Source organism: Pseudomonas sp. BT-42-2, from assembly GCF_025847435.2.
Taxonomy (GTDB): Bacteria; Pseudomonadota; Gammaproteobacteria; order Pseudomonadales; family Pseudomonadaceae; genus Aquipseudomonas; species Aquipseudomonas urmiensis.
The window spans coordinates 233,725-248,991 of record NZ_JAOYTM010000013.1 but is presented as its reverse complement, the minus strand read 5'-3'; the positions used below and the strand labels follow the sequence as shown (position 1 = coordinate 248,991).

The window sequence follows — 15,267 nt, the reverse complement described above, 5'->3', positions numbered from 1 at the left end:
AACAAGGAGTTTTCATGCATAGGCTCACCTCCCAGTATGGCCTGGACATGCCCACCATTGGCCTGGGCACTTGGCCGATGACCGGCGCCGAGTGCACGCGCGCCGTGCACCAGGCGCTGGAGCTTGGTTATCGGCACATCGATACCGCGACGGCGTACGACAACGAAGCTGCGGTAGGCCGGGCCCTGCGTGATAGCAGTGTCGCGCGTGAGCAGATCCACCTCACCACCAAGGTCTGGTGGGATCGCCTGACGCCAACGGCGATGCGCCAATCGCTGGAGGACAGCCTGCGCGCCCTGGGCACCGAGCAGGTGGACTTGTTTCATATCCACTGGCCCGGCAAGGACTGGGACCTGGCGCGCAGCATCGACACCCTGGTGGCGCTGCGAGACGAAGGCAAGGCACGCTGCATCGGCGTGGCCAACTTCCCACTGGGCCTGCTGCGCCAAGTGGTCGAAGAGCTGGGCGCACCGCTGTCGGCGATTCAGGTGGAGTACCACGCCCTGCTCGGCCAGCAGCCATTGCTCGACTACGCCCGCCAGCACGGCATGGCGCTGACGGCCTATACCCCGCTCGCCCGTGGCCGGGTCGCCGAACAGCAGGTCATCCGCGACATCGCCGCCAAACACGGCGTACTGCCCAGCCAGGTTGCGTTGAAATGGCTGCTCGACCAGGACGGCGTGGCGGTGATTCCCAAAGCCAGCAGTGAGCACAATCAATTGTCCAACCTGGAGGCGTTGCAGGTGCAGTTGGATGATCAGGACCGGGCGCTGATCGCCGGCTTGCCGAAGGATCAGCGGGTGGTCAACCCAGCGTTTGCTCCAGACTGGAGCAGTTGACCCCAGGGGCCGCTGCGATGGGCTGCGCAGCGGCCCTTGCCCACTTCAGCCCAGCAACGCCACGCTTTTCAAGCGCTCGCTGGCGGGCGCTGGCCGACCATACAGGTAGCCCTGGAAATGCGAGCAACCCTCGGCGCGCAAGCGCTCCATCTGCTCAGCTGATTCCACACCTTCAGCCGTGGTCTTGATCATCAGGCTGTTGGACAACTCGGTGATAGCGCGGATGATCGACATCGCCTCGCGGCTGTCGCACATGTCGTGGACGAACGACTTGTCGATCTTGATCCGATCGAATGGGAACGAGCGCAGATAGCCGAGCGACGAGTAGCCAGTGCCAAAGTCGTCCAGGGAAATCGACACGCCCAGGTCCTTCAACGCCCGCAGGGTGCGCACGTTTTCCTCACTGTTACCGAGCAGCACCGATTCGGTGATCTCCAGCTCCAGGCGCAGCGGCGACAAACCGGAATCGGACAGCGCCAGGGCGACGATATGCACCAGGTTGGCGTTCTTGAACTGCACCGGTGACAGGTTGACCGAGACCACTTGCTCAGTGCCCCAGCTGGCCGCCTCCTGGCACGCCAGGTTGAGCGCACGGGCGCCGATTTCATGGATCAGCCCGGTCTCTTCGGCGATCGGGATGAAGTCCATCGGCATGATCATGCCGCGGCCGGGGTGCTCCCAACGCAGCAGCGCTTCGTAGCCGGTCACCTCGTGGCTCTGTTGATCCACCACGGGCTGGTAATGCAGTTGCAACTGGCCCAGGTGCAAGGCCGTGCGCAGGTCGGTTTCGACCAGGCGGCGCTGGCGGGCAGCCACGTCCAGTTCAAGGTGGAAGCATTCAAAGCGATTGCGCCCATTGCGCTTGGCTTCGTACAGGGCCATGTCGGCGTAGCCAAGCAGTTGTTCGGCCTGGTCGTGATCGTCCGGGGCGATGGCGATACCGATGCTCACCCCCACCGAAAACTGATGCCCTTCGATCTGGAACGGCGGGCACATGGCTTCGATCAAGCGCCGGGCGGTGTTGCAGGCAGATTCGGCGGTGTCCAGGCCAGCCAGAATCACGGCAAATTCATCGCCGCCCAGTCGGGCCAAGGTGTCATGTTCGCGCAGCTCCCGACGCAGGCGTTTGCCCAGGGCGCGCAGTAGCTTGTCGCCAAAGGCATGGCCGAGGGAGTCGTTGATGTTCTTGAAGTTGTCCAGGTCCAGGCACAGCGCGGCAGTCAACTTACCGGTGTCTTCGCCGCGTAGCAGCGCCTGCTTGAGCCGCTCGTTGAACAGGGTGCGGTTGGGCAGGCCGGTCAGGGCGTCATGATGGGCCATGTGGTGGATCTGCGCATGCGCGGCCAGCTCTTCGGTGGCGTCTTCAGCGACGAACATGACGTAGTCGGCCTGGCCCTCACGCTTTTGGCTGAGCAAGGCGCGGCTACGCAAGGTGCGCGGACCGCGAGCCGTATCGACCCGTGTTTCGGCAGCATAACCCTTGGTGCTGCGGGCACCGTTGGCCAGCTGCAGTTGCAGATACTCGGCAGCGCCGGGCAGCAGGCATTCGCCCGGCAGGCGGCCAATCATGCTCGCGCCCTGGCTGCCGAACAGGCGCTCGGCCTGCTGATTGGCCAGCAGGATGCGCTGACTGTCCAAATCCTGGACGATGACGCTGGCGGGGATGTTGGCAATCACCGAATCAAGAAAGCGCGACAAGTTGGCCATTTCCTGGCTGTACTGTTCAGCCAGGACCTTGGCCTCAAGCAGCTCCAACTCGTAGCGGTGGCGCTCGGAAATGTCGCGGGTGACCTTGGCAAAGCCTAGCAGTTGGCCTTGTTCATCACGCACCGCATCGATTACCACATGGGCACGAAACGCACTGCCATCCTTGCACACCCGCCAGCCCTGCTCTTCGAAACGGCCAGTGCGTCGCGCTTGTTCCAGGTTCTGTTCAGGCAACCCGGCTGCTCGGTCTTCATCTCCATAGAACAGGGAATAGTGCTTGCCCACGACCTCATCGGCGCTGTAGCCCTTGGCCCGCTGCGCCCCCGGGTTCCAATTGGCGACCACGCCATCGGGGGTGAGCATGTAGATGGCATAGTCCACCACGCTCTGGATCAACAGCCGGTACATGATGTCGGAACTGGCAACTGGCGACATGGGGTTTCCCTGAACCTGCGACACGCACGAATGAATCCCCGGCCAGGGCGGCCGGGCCTTGAATAAGACGTGCTGGCATTATGCCGTGCAACCAAGCATTTTGTGAACTGCGTCACATTTTTGGCAGGCGCTGTGGCAGGTATCAGTGGGGTTGCATGGGTACCCAGTAATTGATCAGGTCGGTATCGTCATCCAAGCTTATGTACTGGACCGGGCGTGGCAGGTCTGCCAGCACCGCGCTGCAAAATGCCATAGCCAGGTGATCTTGGCGATAGCAACGCAGCAACCAATTGTGGGGGTGATTGCCAAGGATTTGCTGGGCGACTGCGCGACCTAGTCCTTGGCGACGGTACTTTTTCAGGACGAACAGGTCCGCCAGCTCCAAGGCGTCGATATCAGGCAGCTCGCTACGCTCGACCAGCACGAAACCGGCAATGTACCCGTCCATCAGCACCAGGCTGGCGCTCCAGCCGGGGGACTGCCAATAGCGGTCCATGTGTTCATGGTGAATGTAGAAGCGGCCGTCGACTTCCACGTCTTCCTGCTCCCAGTCAGAAGACTCGTAGGCATAGAACTGGTAGAGGTTGCGGATCAGGTCGGCGTGCTCGGGGCCGGTCTTGAGCAGTTCGATGGGGGCTGGCATGGCGGATCTGCGAGGTAAAGAGGCAATTGTATCTGCGCCTGGATCAGGTGTCGCTCGGGCCAACGTCATCGCGGGGCAAGCCCGCTCCCACGCAGTATTTCACCGTGGGCGCGCCGCGTGATGGCAGTGAAGGACCGCGTGGGAGCGGGCTTGCCCCGCGATGACGTCAGTATTGGCACCCCGCGATCAAACCGCAGCCACCGCGTCGATTTCCACCAACATCCCATCCAGTGCCAAGCGCGGCACCGGAATCAACGTGCAAGTGGGCTTCATCTGCGTTCCCCAGGCCCGATCAGCCTCGGCCACCCACTGGCGCAGGCGCTGCTGATCATGCTCGACAATCAACAACGTCAGCTTGCACACCTGCCCAAGTCCAGCCCCCTTGGACGCCAGCGCCAGGCGCAAATTGGCCAGCGCCTGGCGTGCCTGCTCAGCGAACAGCGGCGAGAGATTGCCCTGGGCATCCTCCCCACCTTGCCCGGCAATGAACCACAAACGGCTACCGGCCTGAACTTCAGCGACATGCGAATAGGCATTGGCACTGGGGTCATACAGCCCTTCGGGATTGGACAGTTGCAAAGCACTGGTCATAAGGTCGCTCCATCGGAGAAAAGAGCGACCGAGTATCAGACCTCAAGTAAAGTCGAGGTCAAGCCCATTCTATTTTTCCTCCAGTACTGCCCTGCCCTTGACCGCCCGCGGCCCGCGCCAGGCCCAGAACAGCAAACCGGGAATCGGTGCATAAACGACGAAGACGATCCACAACATCTTGCGTTCGGCGCGCCGCTCGCTGCCGATGATGTGCCAAATGGCCCAGATCTCCATCAGGATCACAAAGGCGGCGACGATGATCCAGAGCGTTCCGATTTCCATGAGCGTTCTCCTGTGAACATGTACTGGATTGGGTAGCAGCCAGCGCCAAGGGTTCATTCGGATGTTGTCCAGCACGCCGCACGCTGGCAGAGTGGACAGCCGCTCTGCCCTGCACCTTGGAGACTTCGCATGCGTTTCAACCCTCGCCTGCTCGCCAGCGCCCGGCATATCGTGGTGTTTACCGGCGCCGGGGTATCTGCCGAAAGCGGCATCGCCACTTTCCGCGACAAGCTCACCGGCCTATGGGAGCGTTTCGATCCGGCCGAGTTGGCCAGTGCTGAAGGCTTTCGCCGTGATCCAGCGCTGATCTGGGGTTGGTACGAGATGCGCCGGGCCGGCATAGCCGAGGCCCAGCCCAACCCCGCGCACCTGGCGATCGCCGAGCTGGCTCAGCGAGTGCCGAAGCTGACCTTGGTCACGCAGAATGTCGATGACTTGCATGAGCGCGCTGGCAGCGCGGATGTCCTGCACCTGCACGGGCGGTTGGATGCAGCGCGTTGCTTTGACTGCGCGCGACCAGCGGGCGCGGTACTGGAGCTGCCCGAGGGCGCTGGCGACGGCAAGCGCATCGAGCCGCCGCTGTGCAGCGCCTGTGGCGGCCCGTTGCGCCCAGGGGTGGTGTGGTTTGGCGAGAACTTGCCAGAGCAGACGCTAAGCCGAGCGTTTCTGGCGGCAGCCGATTGCGACCTGTTGCTGTCGATCGGCACCTCAGGCGTGGTGCAACCGGCGGCTATGATCCCCGGCGTGGCGCTTGAGGCCGGGGCCAGGGTGGTGCATATCAATCCACAGGTGACAGGGACTGGCCATGCCAGGGAGTTTGCCCTCGCTGGCAAGGCTGGCCAGCTATTGCCGCAGCTGCTTAGAGAAGCGTTCGGCTAAGTGCAAACGACCTCAAGGTAACTTGGCCTGATCCAGGGCCGCCTTCAGTGCATTGGCGTCTGCGTACTCCTGTTGCGCCACCAGGTGGGCGTTGTCCAGCTGCAACCACAGTATCTGGCCCTCTTTACCTGGATAACGGCTGGCTACCTGGCCATCGCGGTCGAGCAGCACGCGGTAGCTGTAGTCGCGCATGGCCGGGATGGCGAACAGCTTACTGATGATCGCCGGCATACGTTGAATGTCGGCCACGAACACCGCGCCCCGGGCTTCAAGGTAGCCCTGGGGCTGCTCGGCCAGGGCCGCCTTGACCAGCTTGGCAGCGTCCATGTCGCGCGCTACCAGCAAAATGCGCGTGCTGGGGTCAAGGCTATAGGCCTGATCGTGTTGATCGAGCAGCGTCCAGGGGGCGAGCTTGTCGCCGGTCTCCAGGGCCTGGGCCAGGACGGGTAACAAGGCGAACAGCAGTGCGATGGCGTATTTCATTGCGGGTTCTCGGGTGCTTGGGAGGGGCAGCATAAAACACATACATGGATGTTGGCAGTTGCGGCCTCTTCGCGGACAAGCCCGCTCCTACAGGGATCGCGTTGCGGTTGAGATTGTGCCCTGTGGGAGCGGGCTTGCCCGCGAAGGGGCCGGCACTGCCAAGCCCAGGACTTGCCTGAACACGACCTCCAATACCACCCTACCCCCGGCACAGTTGTCTTTCCCCCGCCCCCCAAGCACACTCACCCGAGCCAGCCAGCAAGCGGAGTCCGCAGTGCCCACACCACGCCATTTCAGCAAGAAGACCAGCACCAGCAACATGCTGCGGCTCAAGTCCGCCACCGGTGAGGCGCACAAGCCCTATCGGGTCGATTTCGTCTTGCTCGAACACTTCTCCATGGCCAGTTTCACCGTGGCGATGGACGTGCTGGTCACCGCCAACCTGCTGCGCGCCGACAGTTTCAGCTTTACCCCGCTGTCGCTGGATGGCGAGCGGGTGCTCAGTGACCTGGGCCTGGAGCTGATCGCCAGCGACCTCGATCCTGCCGAGCTCAAAGCATTGGATCTACTGGTCATCTGTGGCGGCCTGCGCACCCCACTCAAATATCCAGAACTCGACCGTATGCTCAATGACTGCGCAGCGCACGGCTTGGCCATGGGCGGGCTGTGGAATGGCGCCTGGTTTCTCGGCCGCGCCGGGGTGCTGGCCGACTATGGCTGCAGCATCCACCCCGAACAACGCGCCAGCCTTGCCGAGCGCAGCCCGCAAACACGCATCACCCCGGCAAGCTTCACCTTGGACCGCGACCGCCTCACCGCCGCCAGCCCCAACGGCGCCATGGAGTTGATGCTTGGCCTGGTACGGCGCTTGTACGGTGACGCCCTGGCCGAAGGCGTCGAGGAGATCCTGTCGTTCTCCGGCGCTCGTTATCGCCAGGTCGGGCCAGGGGCTAAGAAGTCGATGAGCCTGCACCTGCGGACCATCGTCGAGCTGATGGAAAACAACCTGGAAGAGACCCTGAGCCTGGACCAGCTCGCCGCCTACAGCGGCCGCTCGCGGCGGCAGATCGACCGCCTGTTCCAGGCTCAGCTGGGCACCTCGCCACGGCGCTACTACATGGAGCTGCGCATCACCAAGAGCCGGCGCTTGCTGCAGTACTCCGACCTGTCGGTGATGGAAGTAGCAGTGGCCTGTGGCTTTGTCTCGGTATCGCACTTCAGCAAGTGCTATGCGGCGTACTTCGGCTACCCGCCGTCGCGCGAGCAACGGCTGGGCGAGTGAAGGCGGTCAGGCGCGGATGTAGTTGATCACCGCTTCGCAGATCATCTGCTTGTGGCGCTGCTTGACCTGCTCATCGGACAGGTCGATCTGGAAGATATCGCTGAAGGTATGGCGGTTGGAAACCCGATAGAAGCAGAACGAGCTCATCAGCATGTGCAGGTCGATGACCTCGATGCCCGCACGAAACACCCCTTCCTCGACACCGCGTTGCAAGGTCCTGGCCAGCGCCTGCAAGACCAGGCTGCTCATTTCGCGAATGGCCGGGGTTTGCTTGACGTATTCGCCGTAGTGAATGTTCTCGGTGCAGACGATGCGCACGAAATCGACGTTGCGATCATGGTGATCGAAGGTGAATTCGACCAGTCGGCGAATCGCTTGCTCGGCCGGCAATGCCTCCATGTCGAGGTTTTGCTCGGTTTTGCGGATGTCTCCATAGAGCTTGACCAGGCACTCGACGTACAGCTGCTCCTTGCTGCCGAAGTAGTAGTAGATCATGCGCTTGGAGGTGGCGGTGCGCTCGGCGATGGCGTCGACCCGGGCGCCGGCCAGGCCTTGCTGGACGAACTCGCTGATGGCGGCCTGGAGGATGTCCTCGCGGGTCTTCTCAGGGTTGTTCTTGCGCGCCTTGCGCCCCCCTTCGATGGCAGGCTCGCCGAGGCTGACTACAGAATCACTCATACCCACTCACAGGCTGTTTATTGGAATAAGGCAGGGATTATCCGTGAGTGGGACGTACCAGGGAAGCGCGCTGTTGGTCGAGTGGTCAGGATCTTAGAGTGCCAGTGCCGGCCTGTTCGCGAACAAGCCCGCACACATGTCCCTGCACACCGCAAGCTGTGTGACCGACTCGGTCCCTGTGGCAGCGGGCTTGCCCGCGAACGAGCCAACGCGCAGCGGGCCTTAAAGCACCGGTCTACGCGCCGCCCCGCTGCGCGCCTTGGCCATCGCCGCCAAGCGTACCGCGACGTTGGCCGCGCCGTATCCGGCGTAACCACCCTTGCGCTGGATGATCTCGAAGAAGAAGCGGTCCTCGAACGGCTCGGTGTAAACGTGGAAAAACTCGCCGCCCTGGGCATCACGGTCGTACAGCACGTTGTAATACGCCAGCTCGCTGAGAAACTCATCGTCAAAATCAAAGCGTGCGGCCAGGTCGTCGTAGTAGTTCAGCGGAATCTCCAGCAACGGCACCCCTGCTTCTTTGGCGCGCGCTACTTCGCGGAAGATGTCCGCACAATCGAAAGCGATGTGGTGCACGCCCGAGCCACGATAATTCGACAGCGCGTGGGCGATGGCGGTGTTGCGGTTCTCGGAAATGTTCAGCGGCAAACGCAGGCTGCCGCACTGGCTGCGCAACGCCCGGCTCTTGACCAAGCCATAGGGGTCGGGCAGCACCACCTCGTCATCGGCGGCGAAGTCGAACAGGCTCTTGTAGAACAGCACCCAGCTGTCCAGCGACTCGGCTGGCAACGCCAAGGCCATGTGATCGATACGCTGCAGGCCACCGGTGGCCTCATTGCCAGGGTCAAGACGGAAATCACTGTCATAGATGGTCTGCCCCGCCCCGGCCTGCTCCACCAGGTAGATCAGGCTGCCATCCGGCGCCCGCACAGCAGGAATCTCTCGCTCGTTAGGGCCGACCAGGCCGCGGAACGGCTGGCCCCGGTAGGCAGTAGCCCGCTGCAACGCCGCCTGGCCATCCTTGACCCGCAGCGCGGTGGCACACAGCGAAGGGCCGTGGGCTTCGAAAAAGTTATGCGCGAACGAATAAGGCTCGGCATTGAGCACGATGTTGATATCGCCCTGGCGCAGCAAGCGTACGCCCTTGCTGCGGTGCGCCCCGGCCTCGGCAAAGCCCAGGCGCTTGAGCCAGCCACCCAGACGCGCACCGACCGCTTCGTCGACGGCAAATTCAAGGAACTCAACGCCATCATAGGCACTGGCCGCAGGCGGGGCGAACAGCACACTGGGCTCTACCGCTCGCGCCTCGCGCTCCAGTTGCAGACGGGTCTTTTCTTCCAGATAGAGCAGTGAGCGCAGGCCATCGGCGGCGTTCTGCCGGGTCGGCGCGGCGCGGAAGCCATCGTTGAAGATCTCTAGCGACAACGGCCCGCGATAACCCGTCGCCAGGATCGGCGCAAGGAACCCCGCCAGGTCCATTTCACCTTGCCCCGGGAAGCAACGGAAATGCCGGCTCCATTCCAGCACGTCCATGGCCAGGATCGGCGCATCGGCCATCTGCACGAAGAAGATCTTGTCGCCAGGAATTTCGCCGATCGCGCTAGGGTCGCCCTTGAGCGACAAGGTGTGAAAGCTGTCGAGGATCACCCCAAGCGCCGGATGGTCAGCCTGGCGGACCAGGTTCCACACCTGCTGATAGGTGTTGACGTGACGGCCCCAGGCCAGGGCTTCGTAGCCAATGCGCAAACCCCGTGCGCCCGCGTGTTCGGCCAGCAGGCGCAGGTCATCTACCAGCAGTTGTTCATCGCCCAGGGCATCGACCTGGACGTTGCTGCACACCAGTACCAGGTCGGTACCCAGCTCCTGCATCAGGTCGAACTTGCGTTCGGCGCGGTCGAGGTTTTTCTGTAATCGATCTCGACGGCAGCCTTCGAAGTCGCGAAACGGCTGAAACAGGGTGATGGCGATACCCAGGTCGGCACACATCTGGCGGATCTCGCGCGGGCTGCCGGCGTAGTAAAGCAGATCATTTTCGAAGATCTCGACGCCGTCAAAGCCGGCTGCGGCGATGGCTTCGAGCTTTTCCGGCAGGGTGCCGCTCAAGGACACGGTGGCAATCGAACGCTGCATGCTGGAGTTCCTTGTTATTGGAGCGCAGCCAGGACAACTGCGCGAACACGACAAAGCCGAAAACCGCGGCGGGTTCCTGGCACGATCGATTATTCGCAGGTAAAGTCGGCTCAGCAATTCATTTTGTACGGAACAGTTAGTTTTTGTTCGATTACCGAACAAAAGCGGATTTTGCGAATTGATCAGCGCCCAGCACTGGGCAACCATGAATCGCAGTACAGGCGATCCACCGGCGCTCCCTGCCCTGCCGAACGTTCGGCGGATCCTGTCTTGACCAGCCCAGCGTCACAACATAATAAGTTCAATAAATCGGGTAACGACCTATGCACACCTCCCTCGCCCTGCGATCCGCACCTGCTCGTTCGTCCTGTCTACGCAGACCTCGTTTGCGATCGTGCGCCTTGCGCTGAAACCACTCCCAATACTGATCGCACAGTGCTTCACCGCGGCCTTCTGCCGTGCGCGTGGCACCGTCTGCAGACTTACAAGAACAACGGAGACAACGATGGCTCACTCTAGCTCCCAAGCCAAGAAAGCGACTGCCAGCGGGTGGATAGGCTCGGCTCTCGAGTACTACGACTTCTTCATCTACGCCCAGGCTGCGGCACTGATTTTCCCGCAGATCTTCTTCCCCTCAGTCGACCCGAAAATGGCCATCATCGCCTCGCTCGCGACCTACGGCGTCGGCTACCTGGCGCGCCCGCTGGGCGCCTTCGTGCTGGGTCACTGGGGTGATACCCGCGGGCGCAAAAACGTCTTGTTGTTGTGCATGTTCCTCATGGGCCTGTCGACCATGGCCGTGGGCCTGCTGCCGACTTACCACGACATTGGCATCCTGGCGCCGATCATCCTGGTGCTGCTGCGCCTGGTGCAGGGCTTTGCCGTGGCTGGAGAAATCTCCGGGGCCAGTTCGATGATCATGGAGCATGCGCCGTTCGGTCGACGTGGCTACTACGCCAGCTACACCCTGCAGGGCGTGCAAGCCGGCCAGGTGATGGCGGCGGCGGTATTCCTGCCACTGGCCTACTTCATGCCTAGCGAAGCCTTCAACGAATGGGGCTGGCGGATTCCGTTCCTGATGAGTGCGCTGGTGCTGGTGGCCGGTTTCATCATCCGTAAGGAAGTGCACGAAACCCCTGCGTTCGTCCAGGAAGAGAAGCAGGACAAGGTGGCCAAGTCGCCGATCAGCGAAGCCTTCCGCCACAGCTGGAAGCACATGGTGCTGGTGATGTTCATGGCCCTGATGAACGTGATCCCGGTAGTTGCCACCATCTTTGGCGCAGCCTACGCGGTACAGCCAGCCTACGGCATCGGCTTCGACAAGAGCGTGTACCTGTGGATTCCGGTGGTGGGCAATATCGTCGCGGTCTTGGTGATTCCGTTCATCGGCAACCTCTCGGACAAGATCGGCCGCCGCCCGACCATGATTGCCGGGTGCCTGGGTTCGGGGCTGCTAGCGTTCGTCTATCTGTATGCGATCAGCATCCAGAACGTACCATTGGCGTTCGCCGCCTCGATCCTGATGTGGGGCATGGTCTACCAGGGTTACAACGCGGTGTTCCCAAGCTTCTACCCAGAGCTGTTCCACACCCGCTACCGGGTATCGGCCATGGCCATCGCGCAGAACGTCGGCACCATGCTCACCGCCATGCTGCCGGCACTGTTCGCTGCCATCGCGCCACCGGGTTCGGACAACATCTGGCTGGTGGTCGGTAGCCTGGCGTTCTTCATCACCTGCCTCTGCGCCTTTGCTGCGTACCTGGCGCCGGAGACTCATCGACTGGCGATGGAGGACCTGGGCAATCCCGACGCCAAGCCGATGGAGAAAGCGGTGTACGAGGCTAGCCGCAAGAGCAGCCTGAACGTAGCGACCCACTAACCGAGTATTGGGGCCGCTTTGCGGCCCCAGCACTTTTAGCCACGAACAACTTCCTGCAAGTTGGCCCACAACCGCTCCACATCCCCCCGCTCGGTCGGCAACGCTCCCACCGACACCCGTACCATCCACTGCCCTTCCAGCGTCGCAGGTGTCACATAAGCCTGCCCCGAAGCATTGAGCCGCTCTGCCCAGGCCCGGGTATGCGCATCCAGTGCCTGCTGCTCCAACCCACTAGGCCGATGGCGAATGCACAGCGTCTGCAATTGCACCGGCGCCAACACTTCCCACTCGGGCGCCTGCTGCACCTGCTCGGCCAGCCAACGGGCATTGTCCAGATCACGACGCAGACGCTGCTGCAAGGCCTCGACGCCTTCACTGCGCAGCATGAACCACAGTTTCAAGGCACGGAACCTGCGCCCCAACGGGATACCCCAATCGCGCAGGTTCTTCACTTCACCGTCGACCGACGATTGCAGGTAGCTTGGGTTGGTGCTCATCACCCTGATCAGGTGCTGCGGATCTCGCACGTAGTAGATCGAGCAGTCGAACGCTACACCCAGCCACTTGTGGGCGTTGACCACCACCGAATCGGCCAGCTCGATGCCGTCCCACATCCAGCGGCACTCCGGCAGGATCATTGCCGAGCCGGCCATCGCCGAATCCACATGCAGCCACAAGCTGTGGGCTTGGCTGATGGCACCAATCGCGGCCAGCGGATCGAGCGCGGTGGTGGTCGTGGTGCCGGTGGTCGCGACGACGGCGCACGGCTGGTTACCGGCGGCAAGGTCTTGCTCGATGGCCGCGCTGAGCGCCTCGGGTAGCATGGCGAAGTGCTCGTCGGTGGGGATCAGGCGGATATTCTCGCGACCAAAGCCTGCTAGCAGCGCCGCTTTATCCACCGAGCTGTGCGCATGGGCGCTGACGTAGATGATCAGTGGTTTGGCCTGGGCCTGCAGGCCACCGCGGGTCAGGGCAAAATCGCTGGCGCGCTCGCGGGCGCAGATCAACGCCACCAGGGTGCTGGTCGAGGCGGTGTCCTGGATCACCCCGCTCCACTGGCTCGACAGGCCCAGCAGCTGGCGCAGCCAGTCGAGGGTGGTCTCCTCCAGCTCGCTCAACGCCGGGCTCGATTGCCAGGACAGGCCCAGCACGCCAAGACCGGTGCTGAGGAAGTCGCCAAGTACTGACGACAGGGTGCCGTTGGAGGGGAAGTAGCCGTAGAAATCCGGGTGCTGCCAATGCGACAGGCCGGGCATGACCAGTTGGTTGACGTCATCAAGAATCGACTCGAAGGACTCGCCCTGTTGCGGCGCCGCGATCGGCAAAGCGGCCTTGAGGTAACCGGGCTCGACCTGGGCCATGACCGGGCGTTCGCCGACGGTTTGGCGGTAGTCGGCAATCAGGTCGATCAGTTGGTGGCCATACTGGCGAAATTGTTCCGGGGTCACGCGCGGTCTCCTTGGCAGGCTGAATTTGCGTTGTCAGTGCGGCCTATCGCGGGCAAGCCCGCCTCTACAGACATTGCGCACATCCTGTAGGAGCGGGCTTGCCCGCGATAGGGCCGGCACTAACGCCACACTCAGCCCAGTCTAGGCCCCTGGCCGCACAGCAAGAACCCCACTTCGCGCATACCTCCTATGGCAAAGGCGCATGCCCGCCCTGTACCCCGAACTGCGACTGACGCCACAACTCGAACACCCGGTTACGTAACCAGCGGTGCTCGGCCGACGCCTGCAGGCGCTGATGCCAGACCACCCAGTAGCGCTGGGTGTGGTCAACGAAACCCAATGGCCGCCACGCCAGTTCATGCAACCGGCACAGCTGCCGGGCAATATGTTCGGGCACCGTGGCCAGTGCCTGGCTGTTGGCGATCACCTGCACAGTGGCGGAAAAGAACGGCACCTCCAGGCTGATCCGCCGCTGCAAGCCTTGGCCACGCAGGTGCCGGTCGATGAAGCTGTCCTTGTCACCGCCGCCGGAAATGCGCACATGCTTGAAGCTCAGGTAAGCGTCTTGATCGAGCACCTGCTGCGCCGCCAGTGGATGGTCGCGACGCATCAGGCACACCGCCCGGTCTTCGCCCAACAGGCGCCCATGCAGGTTGGCCGGCGACTCATCGAACAAGGTCGTCGCCAGGTCGATCTCACCACTGGCGAGCAAGGCGTATTGCCCGGCCTGCCAGGTCCGGTACTCCAGCGACACGCCCGGCGCCTCGCGCTCCAGCGCCGCCACCAGCAGCGGCAGCATGTGCTCGGCGACGTAGTCCGAAGCAGCCAGGCAAAAGCGCCGCTCGCAGCGGGCCGGATCGAAGGTGACCGGCTGGCGCAAGGCGTTGAGCTCTTCAAGCACCTGGCGCAGTGGTTCGACCAGTGCCTGGGCGTATTCACTGAGCACATAACCGCGCCCCTGGCGTACCAGCAGGGGGTCATCGAAGGCTTCGCGCAGGTGGGCGAGTTGGCGGCTCAGGGCCGATTGGCTACAGCCCAGGCGCTCGGCGGCGTGGCTGAGGTTTTTCAGCAGCAGCAGGCAATCGAGGGTGCGCAGGTGGGCCAGGCTGAGGGAGGCGAAGGTGGGGTTCATGAAGCAGCTCTGGGCGGTGTTCGCAAAAGATCAATCGCGGGACAAGCCCACTCCTACTGTAGGAGCGGGCTTGTCCCGCGATTGGGCCGCAACGCGGACCCGAGCACAGATCAGTCAGTCAGACCGACATAGACGTTCTGCACGTCTTCGTTCTCGTCGATCGCCGCCAGGAACGCTTCAACCTCTTCCAGCGCCTCAGCACTCAGGCTAGCGGCGCTGACCGGGTTCTTCGGCGTGTAGCCGATCTTCGCCGAGGTCACGGTGAAGCCTTGCTCAGGCAGGGCCTTTTGCACGGCATCCAGGTCGGTGGTGTCGGTGATGAACAGGGTCGAGCCCTCTTCTTCGCCTTCCTCGAAGTCCTGGGCACCGGCTTCGATAGCGGCCATTTCCGGATCCGAATCAGGGTTGACCGGGGTCGCCTCGATCAGGCCGACATGGTTGAAGTCCCAGGCCACCGAACCACTGGCACCCAGCTGGCCTTTACGGAACAGCACGCGGATCTGGGCAACGGTGCGGTTGACGTTGTCGGTCAGGCACTCGACGATCAGCGGCACCTGATGCGGGGCGAAGCCTTCGTAGGTGACTGCGGTGTACTGCACCGCATCGCCATCCAGGCCTGCACCCTTGCGAATGGCCCGTTCCAGGGTCTCGCGGGTCATCGAGGCTTTCTTGGCCTGCTCCACTGCCAGGCGCAGGCGCGGGTTCATGTCCGGATCAGCGCCCGACTTGGCCGCGATCTGAATTTCCTTGGCCAGCTTGCCCATGATCTTGCCTTTGGCGTTGGCTGCGGCTTCTTTATGTTTGGCTTTCCACTGTGCGCCCATGTCGACTCTCTTTGTTTCAGGCGGCCGGTTCAGGA

General features: G+C 62.6%; 14 protein-coding genes. 4 read left to right on the top strand and 10 right to left on the bottom strand.

Annotated elements, in window-relative coordinates:
* Positions 1-14: 14 nt before the first annotated feature.
* Positions 15-839 carry an aldo/keto reductase gene (locus tag OIU19_RS17205; RefSeq protein WP_264236021.1) on the top strand — a complete coding sequence of 275 codons (825 nt, stop codon included), beginning with the start codon at positions 15-17 and terminating at the stop codon, positions 837-839.
* A 45-nt stretch (positions 840-884) separates the two neighbouring features.
* Here the strand turns inward: OIU19_RS17205 and OIU19_RS17200 are convergent, their stop codons facing one another.
* From OIU19_RS17200 to OIU19_RS17185, 4 genes are all read right to left on the bottom strand, one after another.
* Complete coding sequence (locus OIU19_RS17200) at positions 885-2,981, bottom strand: EAL domain-containing protein (protein WP_264236020.1); 2,097 nt, start codon at positions 2,979-2,981, stop codon at positions 885-887.
* A 142-nt stretch (positions 2,982-3,123) separates the two neighbouring features.
* Entirely contained in the window at positions 3,124-3,624 is a 501-nt protein-coding gene (locus tag OIU19_RS17195) for a GNAT family N-acetyltransferase (RefSeq protein ID WP_264236019.1), read from the bottom strand.
* A 186-nt stretch (positions 3,625-3,810) separates the two neighbouring features.
* Positions 3,811-4,215 (bottom strand): RidA family protein, encoded by a 405-nt coding sequence (locus OIU19_RS17190; protein ID WP_264236018.1) that lies wholly within the window; start codon positions 4,213-4,215, stop codon positions 3,811-3,813.
* Between the two features lie 69 nt (positions 4,216-4,284).
* A complete protein-coding gene (locus OIU19_RS17185) occupies positions 4,285-4,497 on the bottom strand; it encodes a PLDc N-terminal domain-containing protein (RefSeq protein ID WP_186553567.1) in 213 nt (70 codons plus the stop codon).
* Positions 4,498-4,626: 129 nt separating this feature from the next.
* On the opposite strand from OIU19_RS17185, the gene OIU19_RS17180 reads away from it, so the two are divergent.
* Entirely contained in the window at positions 4,627-5,376 is a 750-nt protein-coding gene (locus OIU19_RS17180) for an NAD-dependent deacylase (RefSeq protein WP_264236016.1), read from the top strand.
* A 12-nt stretch (positions 5,377-5,388) separates the two neighbouring features.
* Here the strand turns inward: OIU19_RS17180 and OIU19_RS17175 are convergent, their stop codons facing one another.
* The gene (locus OIU19_RS17175) at positions 5,389-5,859 is read right to left on the bottom strand and encodes an FAD/FMN-containing dehydrogenase (RefSeq protein ID WP_264236015.1); all 471 of its coding nucleotides are present in this window, start codon (positions 5,857-5,859) and stop codon (positions 5,389-5,391) included.
* 274 nt (positions 5,860-6,133) lie between these two features.
* On the opposite strand from OIU19_RS17175, the gene OIU19_RS17170 reads away from it, so the two are divergent.
* A complete protein-coding gene (locus OIU19_RS17170) occupies positions 6,134-7,141 on the top strand; it encodes a GlxA family transcriptional regulator (protein ID WP_264236014.1) in 1,008 nt (335 codons plus the stop codon).
* Between the two features lie 6 nt (positions 7,142-7,147).
* Here the strand turns inward: OIU19_RS17170 and OIU19_RS17165 are convergent, their stop codons facing one another.
* Positions 7,148-7,819: a TetR/AcrR family transcriptional regulator gene (locus tag OIU19_RS17165; RefSeq protein WP_264236013.1), complete on the bottom strand. Its 672-nt coding sequence runs from the start codon at positions 7,817-7,819 to the stop codon at positions 7,148-7,150.
* Between the two features lie 222 nt (positions 7,820-8,041).
* Positions 8,042-9,949 carry a 3-dehydroshikimate dehydratase QuiC gene (gene quiC / locus OIU19_RS17160; protein WP_264236012.1) on the bottom strand — a complete coding sequence of 636 codons (1,908 nt, stop codon included), beginning with the start codon at positions 9,947-9,949 and terminating at the stop codon, positions 8,042-8,044.
* 505 nt (positions 9,950-10,454) lie between these two features.
* On the opposite strand from quiC, the gene OIU19_RS17155 reads away from it, so the two are divergent.
* Complete coding sequence (locus OIU19_RS17155) at positions 10,455-11,828, top strand: MFS transporter (protein ID WP_264236011.1); 1,374 nt, start codon at positions 10,455-10,457, stop codon at positions 11,826-11,828.
* A 35-nt stretch (positions 11,829-11,863) separates the two neighbouring features.
* On the opposite strand, the gene OIU19_RS17150 is transcribed toward OIU19_RS17155, so the two are convergent.
* The 3 genes from OIU19_RS17150 to OIU19_RS17140 all read right to left on the bottom strand — a co-directional run bounded on the left by OIU19_RS17150 (position 11,864) and on the right by OIU19_RS17140 (position 15,232).
* Positions 11,864-13,276, bottom strand: coding sequence for a DOPA decarboxylase (locus tag OIU19_RS17150; RefSeq protein WP_264236010.1), 1,413 nt, complete (start codon positions 13,274-13,276; stop codon positions 11,864-11,866).
* Positions 13,277-13,463: 187 nt separating this feature from the next.
* Complete coding sequence (locus OIU19_RS17145; RefSeq protein ID WP_264236009.1) at positions 13,464-14,408, bottom strand: LysR family transcriptional regulator; 945 nt, start codon at positions 14,406-14,408, stop codon at positions 13,464-13,466.
* Between the two features lie 110 nt (positions 14,409-14,518).
* Complete coding sequence (locus OIU19_RS17140) at positions 14,519-15,232, bottom strand: YebC/PmpR family DNA-binding transcriptional regulator (RefSeq protein WP_186553576.1); 714 nt, start codon at positions 15,230-15,232, stop codon at positions 14,519-14,521.
* Positions 15,233-15,267 lie beyond the last annotated feature (35 nt).